Origin of the sequence: Streptomyces sp. NPDC059454 (assembly GCF_042749965.1) — a bacterium.
In the GTDB taxonomy this organism is placed as follows: Bacteria; Actinomycetota; Actinomycetes; order Streptomycetales; family Streptomycetaceae; genus Streptomyces.
Window position 1 is genome coordinate 147,237 of record NZ_JBHYVC010000002.1, and the last position, 26,393, is coordinate 173,629.

At 71.9% G+C, this 26,393-nt stretch carries 21 protein-coding genes and 1 riboswitch; of the genes, 10 read left to right on the plus strand and 11 right to left on the minus strand.

Features of this window, described 5'->3' with window-relative positions; all coding sequences use genetic code 11:
* Positions 1 to 76 precede the first annotated feature (76 nt).
* Both ACFXAE_RS02045 and ACFXAE_RS02050 read left to right on the plus strand, forming a co-directional pair.
* Entirely contained in the window at positions 77 to 1,438 is a 1,362-nt protein-coding gene (locus ACFXAE_RS02045; RefSeq protein ID WP_384706686.1) for an SWIM zinc finger family protein, read from the plus strand.
* Between the two features lie 112 nt (positions 1,439 to 1,550).
* Positions 1,551 to 3,221 (plus strand): DUF5691 domain-containing protein, encoded by a 1,671-nt coding sequence (locus ACFXAE_RS02050; RefSeq protein WP_384706688.1) that lies wholly within the window; start codon positions 1,551 to 1,553, stop codon positions 3,219 to 3,221.
* Positions 3,222 to 3,478: 257 nt separating this feature from the next.
* Here the strand turns inward: ACFXAE_RS02050 and ACFXAE_RS02055 are convergent, their stop codons facing one another.
* Positions 3,479 to 3,895 carry a cobalamin B12-binding domain-containing protein gene (locus ACFXAE_RS02055; RefSeq protein ID WP_351997491.1) on the minus strand — a complete coding sequence of 139 codons (417 nt, stop codon included), beginning with the start codon at positions 3,893 to 3,895 and terminating at the stop codon, positions 3,479 to 3,481.
* A gap of 413 nt (positions 3,896 to 4,308) precedes the next feature.
* Here ACFXAE_RS02055 and ACFXAE_RS02060 point away from each other — a divergent pair, with 413 nt between their 5' ends.
* Both ACFXAE_RS02060 and ACFXAE_RS02065 read left to right on the plus strand, forming a co-directional pair.
* Positions 4,309 to 5,175: an esterase/lipase family protein gene (locus ACFXAE_RS02060; protein ID WP_384706690.1), complete on the plus strand. Its 867-nt coding sequence runs from the start codon at positions 4,309 to 4,311 to the stop codon at positions 5,173 to 5,175.
* Positions 5,176 to 5,556: 381 nt separating this feature from the next.
* Positions 5,557 to 7,017: a M23 family metallopeptidase gene (locus ACFXAE_RS02065; protein ID WP_384706883.1), complete on the plus strand. Its 1,461-nt coding sequence runs from the start codon at positions 5,557 to 5,559 to the stop codon at positions 7,015 to 7,017.
* 30 nt (positions 7,018 to 7,047) lie between these two features.
* On the opposite strand, the gene pcrA is transcribed toward ACFXAE_RS02065, so the two are convergent.
* Positions 7,048 to 9,462 carry a DNA helicase PcrA gene (pcrA, locus tag ACFXAE_RS02070; protein WP_384706692.1) on the minus strand — a complete coding sequence of 805 codons (2,415 nt, stop codon included), beginning with the start codon at positions 9,460 to 9,462 and terminating at the stop codon, positions 7,048 to 7,050.
* 255 nt (positions 9,463 to 9,717) lie between these two features.
* A riboswitch (cyclic di-AMP (ydaO/yuaA leader) is annotated at positions 9,718 to 9,874 on the plus strand.
* Between the two features lie 7 nt (positions 9,875 to 9,881).
* On the opposite strand from pcrA, the gene ACFXAE_RS02075 reads away from it, so the two are divergent.
* On the plus strand, positions 9,882 to 11,060 hold the full coding sequence (locus ACFXAE_RS02075) for an NlpC/P60 family protein (protein ID WP_384706694.1): 1,179 nt from the start codon (positions 9,882 to 9,884) through the stop codon (positions 11,058 to 11,060).
* Between the two features lie 54 nt (positions 11,061 to 11,114).
* Here the strand turns inward: ACFXAE_RS02075 and ACFXAE_RS02080 are convergent, their stop codons facing one another.
* The 3 genes from ACFXAE_RS02080 to ACFXAE_RS02090 form a co-directional block, all read right to left on the minus strand.
* A complete protein-coding gene (locus ACFXAE_RS02080) occupies positions 11,115 to 11,468 on the minus strand; it encodes a hypothetical protein (RefSeq protein ID WP_384706696.1) in 354 nt (117 codons plus the stop codon).
* Between the two features lie 236 nt (positions 11,469 to 11,704).
* Entirely contained in the window at positions 11,705 to 12,448 is a 744-nt protein-coding gene (locus ACFXAE_RS02085; RefSeq protein ID WP_384706698.1) for a LuxR C-terminal-related transcriptional regulator, read from the minus strand.
* The gene (locus tag ACFXAE_RS02090) at positions 12,445 to 13,737 is read right to left on the minus strand and encodes a PspC domain-containing protein (protein WP_384706700.1); all 1,293 of its coding nucleotides are present in this window, start codon (positions 13,735 to 13,737) and stop codon (positions 12,445 to 12,447) included. Before ACFXAE_RS02090 ends, ACFXAE_RS02085 begins: the two co-directional genes overlap by 4 nt.
* A 179-nt stretch (positions 13,738 to 13,916) precedes the next feature.
* Between ACFXAE_RS02090 and ACFXAE_RS02095 the strand changes: the two genes are divergently transcribed.
* Together ACFXAE_RS02095 and ACFXAE_RS02100 are read left to right on the plus strand one after the other, a co-directional pair.
* The gene (locus ACFXAE_RS02095) at positions 13,917 to 15,275 is read left to right on the plus strand and encodes a PspC domain-containing protein (protein WP_384706702.1); all 1,359 of its coding nucleotides are present in this window, start codon (positions 13,917 to 13,919) and stop codon (positions 15,273 to 15,275) included.
* The gene (locus tag ACFXAE_RS02100) at positions 15,262 to 15,498 is read left to right on the plus strand and encodes a hypothetical protein (protein WP_384706704.1); all 237 of its coding nucleotides are present in this window, start codon (positions 15,262 to 15,264) and stop codon (positions 15,496 to 15,498) included. Before ACFXAE_RS02095 ends, ACFXAE_RS02100 begins: the two co-directional genes overlap by 14 nt.
* 134 nt (positions 15,499 to 15,632) lie before the next feature.
* Here the strand turns inward: ACFXAE_RS02100 and ACFXAE_RS02105 are convergent, their stop codons facing one another.
* The 3 genes from ACFXAE_RS02105 to ACFXAE_RS02115 all read right to left on the minus strand — a co-directional run bounded on the left by ACFXAE_RS02105 (position 15,633) and on the right by ACFXAE_RS02115 (position 18,650).
* The gene (locus tag ACFXAE_RS02105) at positions 15,633 to 16,154 is read right to left on the minus strand and encodes a DoxX family membrane protein (RefSeq protein ID WP_384706706.1); all 522 of its coding nucleotides are present in this window, start codon (positions 16,152 to 16,154) and stop codon (positions 15,633 to 15,635) included.
* Between the two features lie 247 nt (positions 16,155 to 16,401).
* Entirely contained in the window at positions 16,402 to 17,682 is a 1,281-nt protein-coding gene (locus ACFXAE_RS02110; protein ID WP_384706708.1) for a hypothetical protein, read from the minus strand.
* A gap of 173 nt (positions 17,683 to 17,855) precedes the next feature.
* Positions 17,856 to 18,650: a class II aldolase/adducin family protein gene (locus ACFXAE_RS02115; RefSeq protein ID WP_384706710.1), complete on the minus strand. Its 795-nt coding sequence runs from the start codon at positions 18,648 to 18,650 to the stop codon at positions 17,856 to 17,858.
* Between the two features lie 163 nt (positions 18,651 to 18,813).
* Here ACFXAE_RS02115 and ACFXAE_RS02120 point away from each other — a divergent pair, with 163 nt between their 5' ends.
* Positions 18,814 to 19,287, plus strand: a complete 474-nt coding sequence (locus ACFXAE_RS02120) for a pyridoxamine 5'-phosphate oxidase family protein (RefSeq protein WP_384706712.1) — start codon at positions 18,814 to 18,816, stop codon at positions 19,285 to 19,287.
* A gap of 13 nt (positions 19,288 to 19,300) precedes the next feature.
* On the opposite strand, the gene guaA is transcribed toward ACFXAE_RS02120, so the two are convergent.
* A complete protein-coding gene (guaA, locus tag ACFXAE_RS02125; RefSeq protein ID WP_384706714.1) occupies positions 19,301 to 20,881 on the minus strand; it encodes a glutamine-hydrolyzing GMP synthase in 1,581 nt (526 codons plus the stop codon).
* 335 nt (positions 20,882 to 21,216) lie between these two features.
* Between guaA and ACFXAE_RS02130 the strand changes: the two genes are divergently transcribed.
* Positions 21,217 to 21,513, plus strand: coding sequence for a chorismate mutase (locus ACFXAE_RS02130; protein ID WP_384706716.1), 297 nt, complete (start codon positions 21,217 to 21,219; stop codon positions 21,511 to 21,513).
* Between the two features lie 303 nt (positions 21,514 to 21,816).
* On the opposite strand, the gene ACFXAE_RS02135 is transcribed toward ACFXAE_RS02130, so the two are convergent.
* Complete coding sequence (locus tag ACFXAE_RS02135; protein ID WP_384706718.1) at positions 21,817 to 23,055, minus strand: hypothetical protein; 1,239 nt, start codon at positions 23,053 to 23,055, stop codon at positions 21,817 to 21,819.
* 239 nt (positions 23,056 to 23,294) lie between these two features.
* Between ACFXAE_RS02135 and ACFXAE_RS02140 the strand changes: the two genes are divergently transcribed.
* Positions 23,295 to 24,428: an LAETG motif-containing sortase-dependent surface protein gene (locus ACFXAE_RS02140; RefSeq protein WP_384706720.1), complete on the plus strand. Its 1,134-nt coding sequence runs from the start codon at positions 23,295 to 23,297 to the stop codon at positions 24,426 to 24,428.
* A gap of 85 nt (positions 24,429 to 24,513) precedes the next feature.
* Here ACFXAE_RS02140 and ACFXAE_RS02145 read toward each other — a convergent pair whose 3' ends face one another.
* Positions 24,514 to 26,301 carry a GMC oxidoreductase gene (locus tag ACFXAE_RS02145; RefSeq protein WP_384706722.1) on the minus strand — a complete coding sequence of 596 codons (1,788 nt, stop codon included), beginning with the start codon at positions 26,299 to 26,301 and terminating at the stop codon, positions 24,514 to 24,516.
* Positions 26,302 to 26,393 lie beyond the last annotated feature (92 nt).

Here is a 26,393-nt window from a genome sequence, read left to right on the forward strand (position 1 = left end):
CCACTGACAATCGCTCTGACCTGCACTAATGCGCTCGCCGGGGCGATTGTCAGTGCCGGGATCTAGTTTCGTCGGTATGACTCAGCAGGGGGTGCGCTGGACCGCGGACCAGGTGCTGGCACTGGCGCCTGACCCCGCGTCACGCACGGCGGGAAGCAGACTCGGCGCGGCCGGTGCGTGGTCCGGGGCCGGAAGTTCGGGCGAGGGGACGGTGTGGGGTCTGTGCGAGGGCGGTGGGAGCACTCCGTACCGGACGGTCGTCGACGTCGCGGACGCCTCCGGGCCCGCGTACCAGTGCAGTTGCCCGAGCCGTAAGTTCCCGTGCAAGCACGCGCTCGGTCTGCTGCTGCTCTGGTCGGGCGGTGACGGGGTGGTGCCGCGGGGAGAGGCGCCGAAGTGGGCCGAGCACTGGATCGCGGGCCGGCGCACACGCGCGGAACAGAAGCGGACCGCGGGCCGCTCGGACTCCTCGGGCTCCTCGGATTCCGCCGGCCCAAAGGCGGCGCGGCGCCGGGCCGAGCGCCGGGCCGAGCGGGTGACGGCGGGCGCGGTGGAACTGGAGCAGCGCCTGGCGGATCTGCTCCGCGGCGGCCTGGCGTCGGCCGAGCAGTCGGGGTACGGGCTGTGGGAGGAGACCGCGGCCCGCATGGTCGACGCCCAGGCACCGGGACTGGCCGCCCGGGTGCGGGAGCTGGGGGCGCTCGCGGGCACCGGGCCGGGCGGGCCGGTGCGGCTGCTGGAGGAGTGCGCGCTGCTCCACCTCCTCGGCCAAGGCTGGCTGCGCCGGGAACGGCTGCCGGAAGGGCTGGCCGCGACGGTCCGTTCCCGTATCGGCCTGCCCGCGTCGGCGGACGGCCCGGCGATACGGGACCGCTGGTTGGTCCTCGCCCAGTACGACACGGCGGACAGCCGTCTGACGACCCGCCGCGTCTGGCTGTACGGCGCGGGCTCGGGGCGCACGGCGCTGCTCCTCTCCTACGGGGCGGCGGGCCGCGCCCCGGAGCTCGCGCTGCCGGTCGGGCTGGCCCTCGACGCGGAGCTGTCCGCGTACCCGGGCGCGGAGCAGCCGCGGGTGGCCCTGGGTGAGCGGTTCGCGCCGCCCGCGCCGACGGACGTACGGCCGCCGGGGACGACGACGGCCCGGGCGGCCGCCCGCTACGGCGAGGCGCTGCGCGACGACCCCTGGCTGGACTCGGTCCCGGTGACGCTGGACCGGGTGGTACCGGCTCCGGACGGTGACGGCTGGCAGCTGGCCGACGCCGACGAGGACGCGGCCCTGCCGCTCACGCCGGCCGCGCGGTCCCGCCCCGGTCTGTGGCGCCTGGTCGCCCTGTCGGGCGGCGCACCGGTCAGGGTCTTCGGCGAGTGCGGCCACCAGGGATTCACTCCATTGGCGGCATGGCCGGAGGGGCCCGGGGAGGTGGTGCCGCTGTGCTGAGCGGCGCGCTCCTCCCCGTTCCCGCACAGTCAAGGAATCTTTCGGACATCACTGGACACTCGGTGCGCGTGGGTCTTCGACCGTGCCGGGACGCCCGTCGGAAAGGAAGCTCATGAGCAGGACGACCACCGCCGTGGGCGCCTCCCTCCCGGACTCCTGGGAGGAACTGGTGACCACGGCCCTGCTGGGCACGGACCGGCGCACACCGCCTGGCTCCGCGCCCGGGCCGGACGCGCCGTCGGCCCTGCTGGACGCGGCGGCCGTGGCGACCGTACGGCGACGCGCCGGGCTGCGGCCCGCGCCGGCCGCGGAGCGTCCGCGGCCGGCTCCCGAGGACCCGCGCCCTCCGCTGCCGTCCGCCGCCGCGCGCCGGCTCACGATGCTGCTCGCCGACCGTCCCGGCACCTCGGGCGGTGGCCGCCGGGGCACGGCTCCGGACCTCATGGAGCTGCTGCCCCAGTGGCTGGCGGCGGCGAACGCCCGCGGTTTCGCGGCGCCCCCGGCCGCGCTGCCCGCCCTGCTCGACGCCGCGCGGGGACGGACCGACCTGCGTCCGGCGGCGCTGCGGTTCGCGGGGCCGCGCGCCCTGTGGCTGGCCCGGTTCAACCCGGACTGGCGGTTCGCCCTGCGTTCCACACCGGGCGGGGGCCCGTCCGTGCCCCGCCTCCACGACACGGAGGGCATACGACGGCTCTGGCAGGAGGGCCTCTTCGCCGAACGGGTCGCCCTCCTCACCGCCCTCCGCTCCCGCAGGCCGGCCACCGCGCGGGAACTCCTCGCGGCGAGCTGGGCGACGGAGCGGGCGGAGGACCGCCTGATGTTCCTGGACTCGCTGCGCACCGGACTCGGCCCGGACGACGAACCGTTCCTCGAACAGGCCCTGGCCGACCGCAGCCGCAACGTACGGGCCACGGCGGCGGAGCTGCTGTCGGCACTGCCCGGCTCGGCGCTGGCGGAGCGCATGGCGGTCCGGGCCGGGGCCTGTGTGGCCGTCGACCGTACGCGGGACACACCGACGATCGTCGTCGAGGCGCCGCACGAATGCGACGCGGGCATGGAACGCGACGGCGTGGTGGCCAGAGCCCCGGCGGGCCGGGGCGAACGGTCCTGGTGGCTCGGTCAGTTGGTGGAGGCGGCACCCCTGGGCAGCTGGTCGCGGCGGCTCGGCGGGCGTACGCCGCGGGAGATCGTGGCGCTGCCGGTGGCGGACGACTGGCAGGGCGAACTGCACGCGGCCTGGTGCCGGGCGGCGGTACGGCAGCGCGACGCGGCCTGGTCCCGGGCGCTGCTCTCAGAGCCCTCCGCGCCGGAGGCGGGCGGCCCGGGGGCGGTGTCCCTGGCCGAACGCGCCAAGCTGCTCGGCACGCTGGACGCCGCCGAGCGGGCCGAGTGGGTGGCCGGGTTCATCGAGACGCACGGCCTGTCCGAGGCGTTCCAGCTGCTCGGGGTGTGTGCCGTGCCCTGGGCCGCGCCGGTCGGACGGGCGGTGGTCGACGCGCTCAACATCGCGCGTGACGCAGGGAGTTATCCATGGAGTTTCAGCGGAGTCATGGGCCTGGCCGAGCGCTGCCTCGACCCGTCCGAGGCCGGCCGCCTCGACGCGCTCCTGGCGATACCGGACGAGCCGGAGAACGCGTCGCCCGGAGCCGGCGGCTACTGGTCGGAGGCCTTCCAGCGCCTGGTCACCACACTGCGCCTGCGCGCGGCCATGCTGACGGAACTGATCCCGGCCGCCCCCTGTCGTCCCGGGACGACAAGCCCGTCCCCGGCCGACCCGCCGTGAGCGCCCACGCCGCGTCAACTGCGGGCAGTCGTGCCTCCCCCAGTGCCTTGAAGGCCTGGGAGGTACCCCCGGGGGCGACGGTGGTCCCCTCGCCCGAGCGAAGCCGAGAGTGGGGGAGGGTGGGCGCGGCGGCACCCCGCAAACGCCGGGCAGCGCGACCCACCCCCTGTCCGCACCGATGCAGGGCGCTCCGGGAACGCCGGCCGCGTGGACCGGCCGTTCCCCGGCCGCGACACGCGAGGCGCCACAAAGCCGCCCTACGCCTCCGCCGGCTGCCGCACGTTCGCCCGCACCCAGTCCACGATGGACGCCGTGGTCGCGCCCGGCGTGAAGATCTCCGCGACGCCCTTCTCCTTCAGCGGAGCGATGTCCGCCTCGGGGATGATCCCACCGCCGAAGACCAGGATGTCCGCCGCGTCCCGCTGCTCGAGCAGCTCGATGACGGCCGCGAAGAGCGTGTTGTGCGCCCCGGAGAGGATGGACAGACCGATCGCGTCGGCATCTTCCTGGATCGCGGTGTCGACGATCTGCTCGGGGGTCTGGTGAAGCCCGGTGTAGATCACCTCCATACCGGCGTCGCGCAGCGCCCGCGCGATCACCTTGGCCCCGCGATCGTGGCCGTCGAGCCCCGGCTTGGCCACCACCACGCGGATCGGACCGGCTGCCACACCCATCACTGCCTCCATGAAGCGACTACATCCATCCGTACCGACAAGTACCGCACACATCCGTCGTGCCGTACACATCGTTCGGGCACTCCGGCCCGAACCGGCCGGGGAAGTGAACGAACGTTATCTCCAGCATCCCGCAACCGGCAGTTTCACGGTGCGCAGCGAGGGGCAAATCACACGGAGGGACACGTTCACCGCGTAGCGTTCCCGGGCTCCGAGCCCCGTACACCGCGCGCCCGTGCACCACTCGGGCAACGGTGGGAGCATGCGCACAAGGGATTCGCACCGAGGTCGCCGCACCACCGCGCCCCCTCCACGCATCGCACGCGCGCACCGTCGACCGCTCTCGCGGCGATTTCCCATGAGGGCACACGAGGGACAGGGCTGTCCTCCCGCGTGCCGACAGGAGGTCGGCCATGAAGGTCACCGAGGCAGCTCTCCCCTTCCTGCCGCTCTGCCGGCGTCTTCTGCCGATCCGGCTGGCGGATCTCTCCCTGAGCCTGCTGAAGGCGACCGCCCTGGAGCTGGCGATCCTGGCGGGCCACCTCCTGCTCTATCCCGCCGGCATCGTCCAGGAGCGCCGGGGTGCGAGCGCCGCGCTGCCCGCCCTGGACGGCACCGCCCAGCTGCCGGCGGAGGCCAAGCCCCCGGTGGTGCTGCTGCACGGCTTCATCGACAACCGGTCGGTCTTCGTCCTGCTGCGCCGCAGCCTCTCCCAGCACGGCAGGCAGCAGATCGAGTCGCTCAACTACTCGCCGCTGACCTGCGACATCCGCATCGCGGCCGAACTGCTCGGCCGACACATAGAGCAGGTGTGCGAACGCACGGGCAGTCGCCGGGTCGATGTCGTCGGGCACAGCCTCGGCGGGCTCATCGCGCGGTACTACGTGCAGCGGCTGGGCGGTGACGCCCACGTGCGGACGCTCGTCACGCTCGGCACCCCGCACTCCGGCACCCGCGTCGCGCCGCTGGCCAACGCGCACCCCATCGTGCGCCAGATGCGCCCCGGCTCGCCGGTGCTCGAGGAGCTCACTCAGCCCGCACCGGGCTGCCGTACGCGCTTCGTCGCCTTCTGGAGCGACCTCGACCACATCATGGACCCGCTGGAGTCGGCGTGCGTCGAGCACCCCGACCTGACGGCGGTGAACGTACGGGTGAGCGGCGTGGGCCATCTCGCCCTGCCCGTGCACCCGGCCGTGGCGACCCGCATACGGCAGGCCCTGGACACGGCACACCCCGGAGAGCCGGCCACCGGCCGCCCGGAAGGCCTGACGGTGGCCTGACGGCCGGCGGGCCCCGGGCGCCGCCGCGCGGAGGTGGCACGCGGGGATGACACACGGGGATGGCGCGACACGCCCGGCACCGGCGCCGCGAGACAACCGGAACCACGCGTCCCCTCGACAGCAATCCGAACAACAACGGCCAGGGACGGCCCACTTACCGCCGTCGACCCCTCCACCACTTCGAACAAATCTCGAACAAAAAGCCAAGACCGCGCCCGCCGTCCGCCAAAAGGCGACCGATTGCCCGTTTCCTGCGCGCGCGAAACCTGCGGAAGATTGTCGCGCCCGCGTACCGCCGGGTACAGTCGCCGCACTGCTCTGGCAGCCCCTGTTGTCGAGGCGAAAGAGAAGTTGGTGAACGACCGTCACCCGTCGGGGACCATGGACCCGGCTCCGGCTTCCGACGCCGCCTCGGCGCCCTATGCGTCGTACGGCACCCAGGAAGCCCAGTACGGCGACTTCACCCCATACGGCGAGTACAACGCCACCGGTTTCACCGCCACCCACTTCGGGACCGGCCACACCACCGGAACCTTCGCCACCGACCCCCTCTTCGGCGACCTCCCCGGCAGCGGCCACGACACGGGTGCGTACGAGACCGGGCACTGGCCCGCGGGCGGTCACGACACCGGGCAGTACGACACGTACGCGGCCCCGTACCCGTCCGCGCACGACACCGGCGGCTACGACGCGACCGCATGGACCACCGGCCACCACCCGATGACGGTGATTCCGCCGCAGGCCACCTCCCCGGAGACCAGCGGCCAGTGGGACGCGGGTGAGTGGCTCCAGCCCGACCAGGCCGGGAACCCCGCCGACCGGACCCAGCACTGGGACTGGAGCGCGCAGACCTTCGACAGCGGTGTCTACGACGCCACGCAGTGGAACTCCGACGGCGGCGACACCACCGCCCCGACGCCCGCGTCCGAGTCCTACGAGCCGCAGGCCGAGTCCTACGAGCCGCAGGCCGAGTCGTTCGACCAGGATCCCTACGAGGCTCCCGGCGCCGACGGCGAGCCGGCCGACACCGGTGAGCTGCCTGCGGTGCACCTGCTCGACGAGCAGGAGGAGGCCGCTCCCACCCCGGCCCCGCGCTCCGGGTCCCGTTCCCGCCGCCGTGCGCCCGTCAAGCGCTCCGCGCTGCTGACGGTGGCCGTGCCCTCGGCGTGTGTGATGGGCGTCGCCGGTATCGCCGCGGCCTCGGTCGGCAACCTGGCCGACGACGGCGGCCAGGAGACGGCGACGACCGCGGCGGACGTCCAGCCGGTGAAACCGTCCGCCGCCAACATCAAGCTGGACACCCAGCTGGAGAGCCTCGCCGCCGGCGCCGACGACTTCGCCGACCGGGCCAGCCGCACCCAGGAGCGCATCGACCTCAAGGCGCAGCAGGCGGCCGAGCGCAGGGCGGCCGCGGAGGAGGCGGCCCGCAAGGAGCGGCTGCGGCCGAAGTTCGCGCTCCCGGTGGCGCAGCACGGCCTCAGCGCCTACTACGGCCAGTCCGGCATCAACTGGATGTCCGTCCACTCCGGCATCGACTTCCCCGTCTCGTACGGCGCGAAGGTGATGGCCGCGACCGACGGCACGGTGCGCACGCAGTACAACGCCGCCTACGGCAACATGATGATCGTGACCGCGATGGACGGCACGGAGACGTGGTACTGCCACCTCTCCAGCTATCAGGTCCCCTCCGGTACGACCGTGAAGGCCGGCGACACGATCGCGTTCTCCGGGAACTCCGGCAACTCGACCGGCCCGCACCTGCACTTCGAGGTGCGCCCCGGCGGCGGCTCGGCGATCGACCCGCTCGCCTGGTTCCGCAGCCACGGCCTCGACCCGTCGTAGGGTCCCCCCTCGACGGGTCCCGGCGTCCGGTTACAGCTTCTCCACCGGCGCGTACCGCAGCAGCAGCCGCTTGGGCTTGGGGTCCCCGAAGTCGATCGTCGCCTCCGTGTTCGCCCCCGTGCCCTTCACCGCGACCACCGTGCCGAGGCCGAACTGGTCGTGGGTGACCCGGTCCCCGACCACCAGCGACACCGCGGGCTTGTCCGCGGCCCGCCGGGTGGCGAAACCGGAGGCGCCCGACGCCGGACCGGACGACGCGGGCGCGCCGGCCCCCGTCCGCTTCCACTCCAGATGGGCGGCCGGGATCTCCTCCAGGAAGCGCGAGGGCGGGTTGTAGGACGGCTGGCCCCACGCGCTGCGCAGCGTCGACCTGGTCAGGTACAGCCGCTCACGCGCGCGCGTGATGCCGACGTACGCCAGGCGCCGTTCCTCCTCCAGCTCCTTGGTCTGGCCGAGGGCGCGCATGTGCGGGAAGACGCCGTCCTCCATGCCGGTGAGGAAGACGACCGGGAACTCCAGGCCCTTGGCGGTGTGCAGGGTCATCAGGGTGATGACTCCGGAGCCGTCCTCGTCCTCGTCGGGGATCTGGTCGGAGTCGGCGACCAGGGCGACCTGCTCCAGGAAGTCGGACAGCGCCACCGACTCGCCCTCGCCGCGCTCCTGCTCGAACTCCAGGGCGACGGACGCGAGTTCCTGGAGGTTCTCGATCCGGGTCTCGTCCTGCGGGTCGGTGGATGCCTGCAACTCGGCAAGATAACCGGTGCGTTCGAGGATCGCCTCCAGAACCGTCGCCGGGCCCGCCCCGGACTCGACGACCGTACGCAGGTCCTCCATCAGCGTGTTGAACCGCTTGACCGCGTTCGACGACCGCGCGGCCATGCCGTACGCCTCGTCGACGCGCTTCAGCGCCTGCGGGAAGCTGATCCTCTCGCGCTGGGCGAGGGCGTCGATCATGGCCTCCGCACGGTCGCCGATGCCCCGCTTGGGGACGTTGAGGATGCGGCGCAGCGGCACCGAGTCCTCGGGGTTGGCGAGCACCCGCAGATAGGACAGGACGTCCCGGACCTCCTTGCGCTCGTAGAAGCGGACGCCGCCGACGACCTTGTAGGGCAGGCCAACGCGGATGAAGATCTCCTCGAAGACACGGGACTGGGCGTTGGTGCGGTAGAAGACGGCGACGTCACCCGCCTTCGCCTCGCCCGCGTCCGTGAGGCGGTCTATCTCGTCGGCGACGAACTGGGCCTCGTCGTGCTCGGTGTCCGCGACGTACCCGGTGATCCGCGCGCCCGTGCCGGCGTTGGTCCACAGGTTCTTGGGGCGGCGGGACTCGTTGCGCTCGATGACGGCGTTGGCCGCGCTCAGGATGGTCTGCGTGGAGCGGTAGTTCTGCTCCAGCAGGATCGTGGTCGCGTCCGGGTAGTCCTCCTCGAACTGGAGGATGTTGCGGATCGTCGCGCCGCGGAAGGCGTAGATCGACTGGTCGGCGTCACCCACCACGCACAGCTCGGCGGGCGGTACGTCGGCGGGGTGCCCGGAGGTGCCGACAAGCTCACGCACCAGGGCGTACTGGGCGTGGTTGGTGTCCTGGTACTCGTCGACCATGACGTGCCGGAAGCGGCGGCGGTAGTGCTCGGCGACGTCCGGGAAGGCGCGGAGCAGGTTGACCGTCGTCATGATCAGATCGTCGAAGTCGAGGGCGTTCGCCTCGCGCAGGCGTGACTGGTACATGGCGTAGGCCTGGGCGAGGGTCTTCTCGAAACCGTCGGCGGCCCGGGCGGCGAAGTCCTCCTCGTCGATCAGCTCGTTCTTCAGATTGCTGATCCTGGCGCTGAAGGACTTCGGCGGGAAGCGCTTGGGGTCGAGGTCGAGGTCCCGGCAGACCAGGGCCATCAGACGCTTGGAGTCGGCGGCGTCGTAGATCGAGAACGACGACGTGAAGCCGAGCTTCTTGCTCTCGCGGCGCAGGATGCGCACGCACGCGCTGTGGAACGTCATGACCCACATGGCGCCCGCGCGCGGGCCGACGAGCTGCTCGACGCGCTCCTTCATCTCACCCGCGGCCTTGTTGGTGAAGGTGATCGCGAGGATCTGGCCCGGGTGGACGTGCCGCTCGGCCAGCAGGTGGGCGATGCGGTGGGTGAGCACGCGGGTCTTGCCGGAGCCGGCGCCGGCCACGATGAGCAGCGGGGAGCCGGAGTGGGCGACGGCGGCGCGCTGGTTGTCGTTGAGCCCTTCGAGGAGCGCGGCGGCGTCGATCACCGGGCGCGGGGCGCCGTCGCGGTAGTGGGTGTCCCTGTCCGGCGGCACGTCGAACCTCCCGCCGAACAGGTCGTCCGGGATCTGCTCCGGTACGTGCTCGTCCTCGGGTGGTGGCGGGGGCTCCTCCGCGGGGCCCCGCCGGGCCTGGAGGTCTGCCAGGAAGCTGTCGTCAAAGAGGCTGCTCATCGCTCTCCGAGTCTAGGGCGCTCCACCGACAACCCGGGGCCGCCCCGGGAACATCCCCGGATTCCGGCAGCCGGGGCAGAACACGCACCCTCCAGAACCATCATCTCACCCTGCGTGACGCCACACGCAAGGTCACGAAAATGTATCGGGCATATCACCCATCAACCTTCACAGGGACCACACCAGTTGGCTACGGTGCGGGCGGGCCGTGCGACCCCCACCGGCGAACCTCGCCGGGCCGCGCGGCCTCCGCCGAGTCCGTCACTGCCGATCACGGCAGCCGGAGCCGGGGACCCACCGAAACCTTGGGGTGAATCGGCCCACTCCCTCGCGGAGCGGCCGTAGGGCAACCCTTCCAAGCACCCGCCCGAACCCGACAGCTAACCCGGTAGGCGGAGCACTGGAAGGAGTCGCCTCCCTTGGCGTCGCACCGCAAGTCGCGCATCCCCGGCACGCGCGTGGCAGGCATACGGACCCCGGCCCTCGCCACGGCCGCGCTGACCTCCGTGGCCCTGCTGTCCCAGACGGCCACCGCCGCCCCCTCCGACGACGGCAGGCCGAGCCTGGAGGAGGTCGAGAAGAAGGTCGACGACCTCTACCGCCAGGCGGAGTCGGCGACCGAGAAGTACAACGCGGCCAAGGAGAAGACCGCGAAGCAGCGCAAGCAGGTCGGCACCCTCCTCGACGACGTGGCCAAGCGCACCCAGAAGCTCAACGACGCGCGGGAGGAGCTGGGCACCTTCGCCGCCGCCCAGTACCGGACCGGTTCCGGTGTCCCCGACACCGCGACCTTCCTGCTCGCGGACACCCCGCAGGACTTCTTCGACCGGTCCCAGCTGATGGACCGGATGACCGGCCGCCAGAAGGAAGCGGTCGACGACTACGTCACCCAGCAGTCCGAGACGATGAAGAAGCGCCAGGAGGCCACCGAGAGCCTCGAGACGCTCACCGAGTCCCAGGGCGACCTGAAGACGGCCAAGGCCACCGTCCAGAAGAAGCTCGCCGACGCCCGCGCGCTGATGTCGAAGCTGACCGCCGAGGAGAAGGCACGGCTCGCGGCGATCGAGAAGAAGAAGCAGAAGGAGGCCGCCCGCAAGGCCGCCGAGCTCGCCCGGCAGCAGGCGGAGCAGCAGAAGGCCCAGGAGGAGGCCGCCGCCGCTCAGCAGGACGACGGCACGTCGGGCAGCTCCTCGGGGTCCTCCGGCTCGGCCACCACGCCGTCCACCGACTCCTCATACGCCACCAAGGCCGAGAAGGCCCTCGCCTTCGCCCGCGCGCAGATCGGCAAGCCGTACGTCTGGGGCGCCACCGGCCCCGGCTCCTACGACTGCTCAGGCCTCACCCAGGCCGCGTGGAAGGCCGCCGGCGTCACCGTCCCGCGCACCACCTACGACCAGGTCGACGCGGGCACGACGGTCCCCGTCTCCCAGGCCCTCCCCGGTGACCTGGTCTTCTTCTACGACGATGTCACCCACGTGGGCATCTACATCGGCAACGGGATGATGATCCACGCGCCGAAGCCCGGCACGTACGTCCGCGAGGAGTCGATCTTCTACGACGGCGAGTCCTCGATCCACAGCGTGGTGCGCCCCGCCTGACCTGCTCGGGGGACGGAGCCCGGCGCCCCTGCACGCGGCGCCGGGCGGAGGCGATCAGGTCCACAGCACCGCGATGAAGACATTCGTCACGGTCAGCAGGCCGACCAGGCCGAACAGGCCCTTGTCCACCCTCTCCTCGTCCCGCTTCACATAGACCAGGCCGAGGATCACGATCAGCAGGGCCAGCTTCACGCCGATCTTGATGTTGTCGACGGAGTAGTCCTGGGCCTGGTTGAGGCCGACCAGGACCACACCGGTGACCAGCATCGTCAGCGCACCGTGCAGCATCGCGGGGACGAACCGGGCGGTGCCCGCGCCCATCGCCTTCATCTGGGTGAGGAAACCGCCGAGGAGCGACGCGATGCCGATGATGTGCAGACCGACGAAGAGGTGGATGAGTACGTCCATGAGGCCGGAGCCTAGCCATAGCCGCCGCGTAGCACTCCGGCGCCCTCATCCGTCCTTCCTCCGGCACATCGGTCATCACCCTGAGCGAAGACGACGAAGCCGGAGCAGGGCCCCTGCCACTTGTGGTCCCCCGACGGGTCCGCTCACGCCACTTCCGCACAACCCGCCACCGGAGCCGCGCGGCTCCCGGCGAGATGCCCTTCGCAGGCGCCACGCGCGTGGTCCGAACGGCCCGCTCAGACCAGCCGCCGCGCCGTCGCCCAGCGGGTCAGTTCGTGGCGGTTGGACAGCTGGAGCTTGCGCAGGACCGCCGAGACGTGGGACTCGACCGTCTTCACCGAGATGAACAGCTGCTTGGCGATCTCCTTGTAGGCGTAGCCCCGGGCGATCAGCCGTAGTACCTCCCGCTCGCGCTGGGTGAGGCGGTCCATGTCCTCGTCGACCGGCGGGGCGTCGGTCGAGGCGAAGGCGTCCAGGACGAAGCCGGCCAGACGCGGCGAGAAGACCGCGTCCCCCTCCTGCACCCGGAAGATCGAGTCGACCAGGTCGGTCCCGGTGATCGTCTTGGTCACGTATCCGCGGGCACCGCCCCGGATCACCCCGATCACGTCCTCCGCCGCGTCCGACACGGACAGGGCAAGGAAACGGACCGGCTGCTCGGCGTCACCCATCAACGGGGCACAGCGGCGCAGCACCTCGACACCGCCGCCACCGGGCAGGTGCACGTCGAGCAGGACCACCTCGGGCCGGGTGGCGGTGATGACCGTGACCGCCTGGTCGACGTCGGCGGCCTCGCCGACCACCTCGACACCGGTCTGCTCGGTCTGCCCGATCTCCGCCTGGACGCCCGTGCGGAACATGCGGTGGTCGTCGACGAGGACGACGCGCACATGACGCCCGGCGGTACCGGCGGCCGATTCCGCGGACTCGGCTCCCTGTGCCGCTCCCGTCGTTCCGTTCACCTCGGTCGGCTCGCTCATGACGTCTTCTCCGCCCTTTCCATCTCCAGCTCGACCTCCGTGCCGCCGTCCGGCACCGCGCGCAGCCGCGCCGTGCCGCCGTAGCGCTCCATGCGGCCGATGATCGATTCTCTGACGCCCATGCGGTCGGCGGGTATCGAGTCCAGGTCGAAGCCGGGGCCGCGGTCCCGGACGGACACGAAGACCGTCCTTCCCTCGACTTCGGCGTAGACCTGCACCGCGCCTCCCTCGCCACCGTACTTGGCGGCATTGACCATCGCTTCGCGCGCGGCCTGCATCTGTGCACCGATTCTCTCGTCGAGCGGGCAGTCGCCGACGACCACGACCTCGAGGGGGACACCGTGCTTGTCCTCCACCTCGGCGGCGTTGCGCTTCACCGCCTCGGCGAGCGTGGTGGGTTCGTCGTCCTCGTCCTTGCCGTTGCCCTCCGGCTTGTAGAGCCAGGCGCGCAGGTCGCGCTCCTGGGCCCGGGCCAGGCGACGCACCTCGCCCGCGTTGTCCGCGTTGCGCTGGATCAGGGTGAGGGTGTGCAGCACCGAGTCGTGGACATGGGCGGCGACCTCCGCGCGTTCCTGGGCCCGGATGCGCATCAGGCGCTCCTCGGAGAGGTCCTGTGTCATGCGCACGAGGTAGGGGCCTGCGAGGAGGGTGATGCCGACGAGGACCGCGAGGGCCGCCTGGAGCACCGAGCCGAGGTGGCTGCCGGAGCCCCGCAGGACGAAGATGCCCGAGGCCCCCGCCGTCACCAGGAGCACACCGGCCACGGCCCGCAGCAGCGTGACCGTGCGCCGGCGGCGGCCGACCTCCATCCAGCGGGCCCGGCGGGCGTTGTCCGCCTGCCGCCAGACCAGGGCGACGCCCGCACCGACCAGCACGGTCGGCCAGAGGTAGGCCCTGGCGCCGTTGGTCAGGTTCACATTGCCCACGAAGATCATGGCCACCACGACCATGAGGAGCAGGGCGACGATCTGGCCCTTGTCCGGTTTCCGGGTGACGAGTCTGCGCCGGCCGTCCGGCGAGGTCTCCGTCGTCACCAGGGAGGGCGGCTTCTGCGCGTCCACCCCGCCGACGCCCAGCGGTACGAAGAACCAGAACGCGGCGTACAGCAGCGCACCGAGACCGTCGGCCATGAACAGACCGACGAAGACGAGACGTACCCAGATCACGGGCAGCCCGAGGTGTCCCGCGAGCCCTCGCGCCACACCACCGAGCCAGCGTCCGTCGCTGCTGCGGTAGAGCTTGCGCGGCGGCCGCGGCTCGGCTACGGGCGCTGCTGCGGCTTCCGACATGCCACTGATGGTCACACGCCCGAAGTACCGGAGCATCAGGGTCGGCCCCGGAGACTCCCCTGATCTCCACGGGCCGGGACCGCCGAACGCTCCCCCGGCCTCCTTCGGGGGCCGATATCAGGGTCCGGCCAGGGTCGTACCGACTGCCGCCGCGGCGGCTCGCCCGTCACCATGGACCCATGACCGATCACCAGCACGCCGCGACGGATCCGGGACCCGTCTCCGCCCCGGGGGGAGCGGCCGACCCGCCACCGGAGCGGGCCGACGACAGCGGACGCCTCCGGCGCGACCGCCGGCACCAGATGCTCGGCGGGGTGTGCGCGGGGCTCGGCCGGCAGTGCGACATGGACCCGGTGATCTTCCGGATCACGCTCGCGGTCCTGTCCGCCACCGGCGGCATCGGCCTCATCTTCTACGGCTTCACCTGGCTCTTCGTCCCGTACGAGGACGACGAGGAGAACGAGATCCGCCGGCTGCTGACCGGCCGGGTCGACGGCCACACCCTGACGGCCGTGCTGTTCGCGCTGGTCGGCTGCGGCGTCTTCCTCACCATGCTGAGCAACGACGGGGTGCTGAGCTTCGCCGTCATACTGTCCCTGCTGCTCGCCGGCGCCGGGTACTGGTCACGGCGGCGCGGTGCGCCCAGCCCCGATCACATAGCCGCCCAGGCCGTGGCCGACGCCCCGCCGGAGCCCCAGGCACCGCCGGCCCCCTCCGCCTTCCCGTCGTGGTGGCGTGATCCCATCGTCAAGGACGGCACACACGTCGGGGGCACGGGCTATCTGTGGGGCCCCCAGGACTCCCGCGCCATGGACATCGCCGCCGCCGTCGACATCAGCCTCGACCCCCGCACCGGTACCCGCGGCACCGCGTACGCGCCGCTCCGCCGGCCGCCGACGCCGCGCGGCCCCCGCGGGACCGGCGGCTGGATCTTCCTGTTCGCCCTGCTCGCCGGAGGTCTCGGCACCAAACTGACGTGGGAGCAACACCCGCTCGGCACCAGCCTGCAGACCGGTCTCGCCTGCGCGCTCGCCGTCTTCGGCATCGGCGTGGCCGTCAGCGCGTTCCTCGGCCGCACCGGGGCGGGATCGATCATCCTGGCGGTCGTCACGGCGGGCCTGCTCGCCGGGTCGGCCGCCCTGCCCAAGGACATCGGCACCGAGTGGACGCACACGACCTGGGAGCCGGCCTCGGTCGCGCAGATACGCCCGGCCTACGACCTGGGCGCCGGGGAAGGCCTCCTGGACCTGTCGGCGATACGCGTCCCCGCGGACGGAACCGTCTCGACACGGGCCGATGTCGGCCTGGGCCGGATCCACGTGATCGTGCCCAGGGACGTGACCGTGAGGCTGAGCGTCGATGTGGGAGTGGGTGACATCCAGTTGCCGGGCGACAGGAGGAAGGACGTGGACGTGGCACCGGGCAAGCACAAGGAGGTGACCCTGGAGCCGCCGGCCGGCGTCAAGGAGGGGGGCACGCTCGACCTCGATCTCCAGGTCGGCGCGGGACAGGCGGAGGTGAGCCGTGCTACGTCATGAGTTCCAGCCGGGCAGGCTGGTGGCCGGCGCCTTCCTCACCCTCGCCGCGGTGATCTACGCCGGTGACGCGGGCGGCGCCTGGGAGACCCCCTGGTTCGTGGTGATCCCCGTGGTCACCGGCGGGCTCTGCCTGGCCGGCGCGGTGGGTTCCCTGACCGGCCTCATGCGCCGCCGCCGAGGCAGGTCGGTCCCCCGGAGGACCGACGCGGAGACGGCACCCTGAGCGGGCGCTACCGGTACTCCCCCTCCGCTGCCGCCGTCGCGCGCGCAGAGCGGCGTCCACGGACAGCAGCGGAGCGCCCGCCGGCACCAGCGGAATCCGGGCCATCAGATCATCAGATAGGGGAGGCTACAACCCTAGTAGCGCCCTCGGCCGCGTCGGTTCCTGATCAGGGCATCCAGTGACCAGAGGGGCGCGCCGGCCAGTACGAGGGGTACCCAGCACAACATGTACGGGAGGTCATTGCCGTAGTAGTACGGATCGGCGGCCCAGCTCACGGTCAGCCACAGGCTGAGGGAGATCAGCGCGCCGCCCAGGGCGGCCAGGCGGGTGAGCAGGCCGAGCAGGGTGCCGACCCCGACGGCCAACTCCCCCAGGGCGATGGCGTAACCGAATGCGACAGGACTCTCCAACGCCATGTCGACCAGTGCGGGAAGGGCGGAGGAATCGCGGACGCCGCGCATCATGTCGCCGATCGATCCGGCGCCGGCGTCCTTCATGAACGCGCTGTCCGTGAGTTTGTCGAGGCCGGCGTAGATGAAGGTGATGCCCAGGAAGATGCGCAGGGGCACGAGCGCGTAGCGGGTGGCGGTGTCCCGCCAGTCTCCGCCGCCGCCGGAGTGTGGGGAGTACGTGTCCGCGCGCATACCGTGAGTCATCGCTGTCCGCCGCCTCTCACTGCTGTGCCGGCACTCCTCAATAGACCATACGTACGACAAATGACGGCGGCTCAATCCTGAAGGCGGGGTTTTCTTCGGGGTGCGGTGCTTGTGGGTGGGGGTGTTGGTGGGGGTGCTCCGCGTTGGTGCGGGCCGGGGTGTTCGCGCGGCCCGGTGCTTGCGGAGTGCCGTCGCGCCCACCCGTGCCACCCCAGCGGCACGACTGCCCGCGGAAGCGGGTGTCCGTCTAGTCCGTCACGTCGATGGCGTAGCGGTTCGTCTCCACGCCCGCCGCCGTGACGACCTGTACCTCCACCCGTCCCGGTTCCACCTCCGCCGGCACGGGCACGGTCAGCAGCGCGTCCGTCGGGTTGTCGAAGCCCCCCGTCACCGGGACCAACGGCACGTGTACGTGCACCGGCCCCACCCGCACCACCATCCGCGACAACCGGTCCGCCCCCTGCGCCCCCACCGGCACGAACCCGGCCCCCCGGATCTCGATGTCGTCCCCGGTCCGGATCGGTGCGTCCAGATCTCCGGCCTCCCGCGCACGCACCACCGAGAGAATGACCGGACGGCCGCCCTCCGCGTACTTCCCCGCGAGATACGTCGCCGCCGACACCAGCACCACCACCGCGAGCCCCCACGGCAGATCCGGCAGCTGGTCCGGTCGCCGGGCCAGCCGCACCGCCGCGAACACCAGGGCGACGCCGCTGATCACGACGTACTGGATGTCGGCGAAGCTGCCCCGCCCCGAGTCGTCGGTCAGCAGGTCCGCCGCCCTGGGCCGGTACGCGCGTACCTTCTGCAGTCGCTGCCCCAGCACCCGCAGCCCGACCACCCGCCGCACCAGCACGGCGATACCGCACACCACGGCCAGCACGGTCACCACACCGGCACCGCGGGCGAGTTCCAGCCCGTCGAGCAGAGCGTCCCGCTCCCGGTGGCCGGAGGCGGCCGCGAGCCGCCCCACCAGAACGAGCACCGCGAACGCCAGGAACAGCACCCAGCACGCGGCCACCGCACGGGACGTGGAGAGCCGGTTGTCCTCCCCGATCACCGGCGCCAGCACACCCCCGCGCGCCCGGTGGAACCACGACGCGGCGGTCAGTGCCCCGGCCACCACCAGCGCGGCCAGCAACCCGGCGGTGCGCGCGGCGGTCCACCCCGCGCCGATCGCCGTGAGCGCCTGTCCCAGGAGCAGCAGCACGACGCCCGCCCACACCACACCCGCGGTCCGCCGCCACAGCCGCACCAGCCACGCCGCGCCCTCGGCCCGCCCCCGTTCGGCGACGACCTCCGCGGCCTGCGTCAGCTCCTCCGACACCCACTGCCGGGAGGCGGAGGCGGAGTGGGCCACCGCGGCCGGCACTCCCTGCCCGGCCGCGAACTCGTCCCGCTTCAGCAGGAACGCGGCGACCGCGCGCCGATGCCCCTCACGCACCCCGTGCGGACAGTCCCCGCAGGTGCAGCCGCCCCCGTGGGCGCCCATGTCGGGGCCGCCCTGCCTCGCCTCCTGCACCGCCACGCCCGAAGCCCGCCTTCCCCGCCGTCACAACCACGAATCGACCCACGATCACTGCCACCGTCCCCACGCAAGTCCCCGGTGACGACAGCGAATTGTGCCCTACCCCGCCCCCTCCCCGTCCGGCAGGCCCGGTCCGGACGAGTGAACTTCAGGGCACCGGGTTGACCTGCCGCCTACGTCAGCAGATCCGGCTCGCTCCGGCTGATGTCCTGCCACATCGGCTGGTAGTTGATCCACGCCACCAGGTCCCCGCCCAGCTGCTCCCGCGTCGCCACCGCCTGCCGGTGGTCGATGAGGACGGGCCGGCCCGCCGCCTTCGCGGTGAGCTGCACCTGGCAGGACCGCTCCATCGTCACGAACCACCAGGCCGCCGCGTCCACCGAGTCGCCCACGGTGAGCAGCCCGTGGTTGCGCAGCACCAGCGCCTTGTGAGAGCCGAGCACATCCGCGATCCGCCGCCCCTCCTCGGCGTCGACGGTGACGCCGCTGTAGGCGTCGTAGAGGGCGTGGTCCTCGTAGAAGGCGCAGCTCTCCTGGGTGATCGGGTCGAGCAGGTCGCCGAGGGCGGCGAGGGCGCGGCCGTGCACCGAGTGGCAATGGACGACGGCGACGACGTCGGGCCGGGCCGCGTGCACCTGGGCGTGCACGGTGAACGCGGCCTGGTTGACGTGGTGGCCGCCCTCGACGACCTGGCCGTCCCGGTTGGCGAGCACCAGGTCGCTCACGGTGACCTGCCGGAAGGACATCCCGAACGGGTTGACCCAGAAGCAGTCGCTGAACTCCGGGTCGCGTGCGGTGATGTGCCCGGAGACACCGTCCTCGAAGCCGAGCCGCCCGAAGAGCCGCAGCGCGCCCGCGAGCCGCTCCTTGCGGTGCCGGCGCTCGTCCTCGACCGACTCGTGCCGGGGCGGCATGGCGAAGCGCAGCTTGTCGGTGGGCAGCGGCAGGGGCGACGTGGGCCCGTGCATGAGTCCTCCCGCGGGGGGGTTGCGTACGGGGCGGAAGTTACCGGCGGGCAGCCCCGAACGACAGCTCTCTTCGATAAAGAAGCGCACGGGCCCCGCTGCTCCGTCCGGAGGACACCGCCGATACCCGACACAAGATGTCCGGTATCCCCGCCACACTCGGCCCATGCACACGAATTGGGCGGCCTTCACCGCCGCCGAACCGGACCTCGCGAAGACCGTGGAGGAACGCTTCGCCGCGTACACCCATCACGTCCTCGCGACCCTGCGCAAGGACGGCTCACCCCGCACCACCGGCCTGGAGGTCCGCTTTCTGGACGGAGAGCTCTGGTTCGGCATGATGCCGGACTCGCTCAAGGCACTCGATCTGCGCCGCGACCCGCGCTTCGCGCTCCAGGCGAACCCCGGCGACGGCACGGGCATGGGCGGCGGGGACGTCCGGATCGGCGGCCGGGCGGTCGAGATCGCCGACGACGACACCCGGGGCAGGTACGCCGAAGAGGTGGAACCGCCGGAGCCGTTCCACCTCTTCCGCACCGAACTGACGGAGGTCGTGAGGACCTGCGTCGAGGACGAGAAGTACCTGGTCGTCCAGGTCTGGAAGCCCGGAGAGCCGGTGCGCACTCTCAAGCGGACCTAGGTGACGGCGGGGACTACTCCCACTCGATGGTGCCCGGCGGCTTGGAGGTCACGTCGAGGACGACGCGGTTGACGTCCCGCACCTCGTTGGTGATCCGGGTCGAGATCTTGGCGAGGACGTCGTACGGCAGCCGGGACCAGTCGGCGGTCATGGCGTCCTCGCTGGAGACGGGGCGCAGCACGATCGGGTGGCCGTAGGTGCGGCCGTCGCCCTGGACACCCACCGACCGCACGTCCGCCAGCAGCACGACCGGGCACTGCCAGATGTCCCGGTCGAGACCGGCCGCGGTCAGCTCCTCACGGGCGATGGCGTCGGCCTCGCGGAGCAGGTCGAGCCGCTCCTTGGTGACCTCGCCGACGATGCGGATGCCGAGGCCGGGGCCGGGGAACGGCTGGCGGTGGACGATCTCGTCCGGCAGGCCGAGTTCCTGGCCGACCATCCGGACCTCGTCCTTGAACAGCTTGCGCAACGGCTCGATCAGCTGGAACTCGAGGTCCTCGGGCAGGCCGCCCACGTTGTGGTGGGACTTGATGTTGGCGGTGCCGGTGCCGCCGCCGGACTCGACGACGTCCGGGTAGAGCGTGCCCTGCACCAGGAACTCCACCGCCGGACCCGCGTCCGCGATGATCTCGGCCTGGGCCTGCTCGAAGACCCGGATGAACTCCCGGCCGATGATCTTCCGCTTCTCCTCGGGGTCGGAGACCCCCTTCAGAGCGGTGAGGAACCGCTCCTGGGCGTCCACGACCTTGAGCTGTACGCCGGTCGCGGCCACGAAGTCCTTCTCGACCTGCTCGGTCTCGCCCTTGCGCATCAGACCGTGGTCGACGTACACGCAGGTCAGCTGGGAGCCGATGGCCTTCTGGACGAGGGCGGCGGCGACGGCGGAGTCCACGCCGCCGGACAGACCGCAGATGGCGCGCCTGTCGCCGACCAGCTCGCGGATGGCGGCGACCTGCTCGTCGATGACGTTGCCGGTGGTCCAGTCCGGGGTGAGGCCCGCGCCCCGGTACAGGAAGTGCTCCAGCACCTGCTGCCCGTGCGTGGAGTGCATCACCTCGGGGTGGTACTGGACGCCGTAGAGCTTCTTCTCGTCGTTCTCGAACGCGGCGACCGGGACGACGTCCGTCGAGGCGGTGACGGTGAAGCCCTCGGGGGCGGCGGAGCAGGCGTCGCCGTGCGACATCCAGACGGCCTGCTCGTCCGGGGTGCCCTCGAAGAGGGTGGAGGAGTTCCTGGAGACGTGCAGGTCGGTACGGCCGTACTCGCGGGCGCCGGTGTTGTCCACCTGGCCGCCCAGGCTCTGGGCCATGAGCTGGAAGCCGTAGCACATGCCGAAGACGGGGACGCCGGCCTCGAAGAGCTCGCGGTCGAGACGGGGGGCGCCCTCCTCGTACACGGACGAGGGGCCGCCGGACAGGATGATCGCCGCCGGGTTCTTGGCGAGGATCTCCTCGACCGGCATGGTGCTCGGCACGATCTCGCTGTAGACCCGCGCCTCGCGGACGCGACGGGCGATGAGCTGGGCGTACTGCGCGCCGAAGTCGACGACCAGGACGGTGTCGGGCGCGTTGGCAGCGGGAGACGCTGATGACACGAGGTGCCTTCCGGCGGTGGGGCGGGAGTCTTGTGCCTCCCAATTCTACCGAGGTGGCGGCGGGGCACGTCCCGCCGCCGGAACCGGGCCCCGTCTCACCATGCGATCCGTGTTGGCCGGCCGCGGCCGGCCGGGCATACTTGCCCCATGCTCACGCACCCGACCTTCCTCTTTACCTATGGCGACCGGCCCGCCGGCTGCCATGGTCGTGCCGCTTGAGCAACTGACGAGCGACTTCCCAGGCGCCCCGGGCCGACAAGGTCCGGGGCGCCTGGCGTTTCCCTCCGGACCTTGCCGCTCCGGGGCACCGCGCCCACCCACCGAGGAGCCCCGACATGACCGCCACCACGACGGAGTCGACCGAGAAGACCGGCGCCCGCACCACCGAGGCCGCCGAGCTGATCACCGGCGCCCGCGAACGGATCGACGCGCTCGACGACCGCATCATCGGTCTGGTGCAGGAACGGATGGCCGTGTCGGCCGTCATCCAGAAGGAACGGATCGCCTCCGGCGGGCGGCGGGTGAACCTCTCCCGCGAGATGGAGGTCCTCGCGCACTACCGGGACGCCCTGGGCAAGCCGGGCACCACGCTCGCGATGACCCTGCTGGAGCTGTGCCGCGGCAGGATCTGAATCCGCGTTCGCGGTACGGACGAACGCGTGCCCCTCACCCGTACGGCGCGTGACCGGCACCGGAACCGCTTCGTTGGTACCGGTGTCCGCGCCGTCCAGGGGCGGGCCCGGGAGAACCACGCGTGGCTCGCCGGAGCGATGAGGCGTGCGGCTCCGCCGTACGCCGTGGGACCTCGCTCCGGACGAGTGACCGGACGGCAGGGGACAGCGGCCCGGTCACCCCGGAGAACGGCCGGTCCCGGGGACGCCCGGGACCGGCCGGCGGGAACCGTCCGAGACCGTGCCGGACGAACGGCGCGCGTCTCAGGTACGGGTCACGACGCCGCACTCCTCGTCGCGCCCGTCCGCCGTCAGCTCCTTGCTGCGGTCGTACGGATCGCGCGCCTCCCCGGACGACTCGGGAGCGGCGGTCCGCCGGTCGGCGAAGAACTGCGGACGGATCACGCCGTCACCCTCCCGGCAGTCGTCGTTGGCTATCTCGCTGTTGACGGCGGCGAGCCAGATGTGCCCCTCGCTGTTCTGGAACCTGGCCGGGTCCACGGCTTCCACCTCGACCGACCGGCGAACGACGGCCCGGGTCACCTCGTCACCGCCGCCGGCCCGGGCCACCGGGTACACGAAGGTGTAGTCGGCCTTGATCACGGCCCTCCCGGCCGTTCCGCTCACGGCCTCGACCGTCATACGGCCACGGACCCGCACGTCGCCCACGAGTTCGACCTCCTCGGGATCGAAGCGGGTGAACGTCCACACCGGGTCGTTCTTCACCGTGGGCTCGCGCAGCCCGGCGCGCAGTTCGGCGAGGTAGTCCTTCTCCAGCGGGTCCACGAGGTCCAGCGCCTTCTCCGGCCGGCCGCCCTTCAGCACCGCGGGATCGAGGTTGGAGGCGACCAGGAACTCCTTCGTCCCCTTCAGCGCGGCCTCGATCCGGGCGGCGGGGACTCCGTTGACGGCCTCGGCCTCGGGCAGCCGGACGGCATCCGCTCCCGCCTCCCACCGGGCGGCCGGGGATCCGGCGAACGGCCTCGCACGGGTGGGGACGTCCGCGGGGACGGCGGAGGGCGCGGTGCTGGGCCGGGCGGTCTCGGGGGCCAGCGGCGTGGCGTCGGCCGTCCGTGCCTCGTCCGCCGCGCCGGACCCCTCACCGAGGCCGCCGGGCAGCCAGGACAGCGCGGCGGACGGATTGACGGCGACCACGGCCAGCGCCGCGGCCACCACCACGCCGACCGCGCTCCAGATCCGGCGCCGTCGCGAGGTGCGGCCGTTCGTCTCCTGCCAGGCCGGACCCGTGCGCCACCCCTCGGGCCGGGCGGGCCGCACGGGCGTCCGCTTCCTGCCCCAGCGGCGCTTGCCGCCACCGGCCGCCCCGGCCTGCGCCTCGTCCATGGCCCGCAGCCGCTCGGTCACCATGCGCGCCCGCGCCGACGGCTCCTTGGGAGCGGAGGCACGGATGTCGCGCTCACTGTCCTGGACGAACTTCTCCCAGACGTCATCGGGGAGGGACGAGGACTCCGGTCCGAACTCTTCGGACGGCTGTTCGGCCACGGGGTCGCGGGCTTTCTCTCGATGGCGGTCGTAGGCGGCCGAGCGTACGCCACATGACGATCACCTCTCACTTGTGATCCACCTCACATAAAAATTCCGTGAAGGGCAGGACAACCATTCACCGGCCTTGTTGATCGAACTCACCGAATCCTCACGGATCACACCCGTGGCTCCCTCCGCGGAGGAGCCTCCCCTCTCGTACCGCACCCGAGCAGTACGCCGGACTCACCGAGGTCTTCATGAAGCTTCGCCGTGCCATGGCCGCAGCGGCCGCGACGGCCGTCATCGCGCCACTGGCCCTGCTCTCGGCTCCGGCAGCCTTCGCGACCGGCAGCGAGGAGACGCCGAGCACGTCGACGAGCACGTCCGTCGAGGACGAGGACCTCCCGGCGGAAGGCGAGAACCCGCCCGCCGAGGACGAGAACCCCCCGGCAGACGGCGAGAACCCGCCCGCCGAGGGCGAAAACCCTCCGGCGGAAGACGAGAACCCGCCCGCTGAAGACGAGAACCCCCCGGCAGACGGCGAGAACCCGCCCGCCCAGGACGAGAACCCTCCGGCGGACGGCGAGAATCCCCCGGCAGAGGACGAGAACCCGCCCGCCGAGGGCGAGAACCCTCCGGCGGAAGACGAGAACCCGCCCGCCGAGGACGAAAACCCCCCGGCGGAAGACGAGGACGACGTCGAGCTCTGCCTCGACGAGGAGGGCAACAGCACCGCCGAGCTCAGCGCCGACCTGCGCAGCGGTCTGTCGGGGCTGCCCGAGACGATCGTCGCCGGCAGCGGCTGGACGGCGTTCTCGTTCAACGTGTCCAATCGCAGCGACGACGAGATCAAGGACATCAAGCCGCTGATCGGCGTCGCGGCCCTCGGCTGGGACGAGGAGGACTACTCCGGCCAGATCACGGTCCAGGTCTTCGACAAGGCCACCGGGACGTGGAACACGCTCGCGGACGCCGCCGGTGAGGGCGGTACGTTCGCCGCGTTCTCGCTCGGTGCCGGTCAGTCGGTCTCGTACCAGCTGCGGCTGAGCGTCAGCGGCAAGGTGCCCGACGCGCTCGGCCTCACCGGCGGTTTCGCCGAGTACGCGGACGACGAGGGCTGCTGGATCGCCGACGACTCCAACGGCTGGATCTACTTCTTCGACATCCTGGCCGCCGGCTCCGACCCCGGTGAGCCGAACGACGCCAAGCCGCAGACCGGCGGCAAGGTCGAGCTCGACGAGGTGAAGGACGTCAAGGTCACCGGCAGCCTCGCCGAGACCGGTTCGAACTCCGCTCTGCCGATGATCGGCCTGGCCGGCGGTGCCGCCGTCGTGGCCGGTGCCGGTGCGGTGTTCGTGGTGCGCCGGCGCAAGGCCGGTTCGGAGGCGTAACACCGCCCGGCCGCACCGCGTGCGGCACCACCCAGGACAAGGGAAGAGGACCTGAGCTCGGAGGGGGGCACAGGTCCTCTTCCCTTTACTTCTTCGGCGGCACCGCCGGCATCCCCAGGAACGGCAGCCGCAGCGCGCCGAACGCCTCCGCCGGGACCGCCGGGGACTTCGGCTCGACCGGCTCCAGACGCCGGTACGCCTCCCCCTGCGCGGGACGCGGATCGGCCTCGCCCTTGTTGGGCCAGTACGACATCGCCCGCTCGGCCTGTGCCGTGATGGTCAGAGAGGGGTTGACGCCCAGGTTCGCCGAGACCGCCGCTCCGTCCACGACCGAGATGCCGGGGTGGCCGTAGAGGCGGTGGTACGGGTCGATCACGCCGGTGTCGCGGGAGCCGCCGATGGGGCAGCCGCCCAGGAAGTGGGCGGTCAGCGGCATCCCCGTCAGCTCGCCGACGTTGGAGCCGGCGAAGCCGTTGATCTCGGCCGCCAGCGCCGACGCGCCGTCCGTGGCCGCCTTGATCTGCTTGGGGTTGGGGGTGCCGTGGCCCTGCCGGGCGGTGAGCAGCCCGCGGCCGGCCCCGGACGGCTTGAGGTACGTCGTCAGGGAGTTGTCCAGCGACTGCATCACCAGCCCGATGATGGTCCGCTCCGACCAGCGCCGGTTGGACAGCGAACGCAGCAGCAGCCATGGGTGCCTCGCCGCGTTGCCCAGCCAGCCCAGCACCCGGGCCGCGCCCGAGCCGCCGCCCGCGTACGGCACCTGGAGGATCGACAGCCCGCCCATCGAGTTGGAGCCGCGGCCGTAGCGGACCGGCTCGATGTGGGTGTTCTCGTCCGGGTGGATCGACGACGTGATGGCCACACCGCGGGTGAAGTCGGCCTTCGGCGCGCCGGTGGCCCTGCGGTAACGGCGGTCGTCGGTCTGCGCGCCGACGAGGGCCTCGGAGTTGGTGCGGGTCAGCTCGCCCAGCCTGTCCGAGAGGTGCGGCAGTTGGCCGCCCGCCTTCATCCGGTGCAGCAGCGTCTGGGTGCCGTAGGTGCCGGCGGCCAGGACGACCCGGCGGGCGCGGAAGGTGCGCCCCTCGCCCTTGCGGCGGTCGTCGGTCGGGAGCGTGGCGACGGCGAACCCGCCCCGCGAGTCCTCCGTGACCGACACGGCCGTCGTCATGGGGTGCACGACCGCGCCCGCCTTCTCGGCGAGGTGGAGGTAGTTCTCGTTGAGGGTGTTCTTCGCGCCGTGCCGGCAGCCGGTCATGCACTCGCCGCACTCGGCACAGGCCCGCCGCGACGGCCCCGCCCCGCCGAAGTACGGGTCGGGCACCTCCTGCCCCGGCTTCGCCCTCACCTTCCCGTCGGCGTCCTCGCCGTCGCCGAAGAAGACGCCGACCGGCGCCATGTGGAAGCTGTCGCCCACGCCCATCCGCTCGGCCGCCGCCTTCAGGTGCACGTCCGACGGGGTCATCGTCGGGTTGAGCCGTACGCCGAGCATGCGCCTGGCCTGGTCGTAGTACGGACCCAGCTCCTCCCGCCAGTCGGTGATGTGCCCCCACTGCGGGTCCTCGAAGAACGGCTTCGGCGGTACGTAGAGAGTGTTGGCGTAGTTGAGCGAGCCGCCGCCGACGCCCGCGCCGGCCAGCACCATGACGTTGCCCAGCAGGTGGATGCGCTGGATGCCGTACATGCCGAGTCCCGGCGCCCAGAGGTAGTTCTTCAGGTCCCAGGAGTTCTTGGGCAGGGTGTCGCGGGTGAAGCGGCGGCCGGCCTCCAGGACGCCGACGGTGTATCCCTTCTCCGTCAGGCGGAGGGCGGACACGGAGCCGCCGAAGCCGGAGCCGACGACGAGGACGTCGTAGTCGTAAGCGTCCTGAGGCACAGGTGTCTCCTCTTTGAGTTCACGTGCGGGTGGTAGGTGGCTGGTCGCGCTCGCGCGGCGGAGCCGCACATCGATGCGGCCCCGCGCCTCTG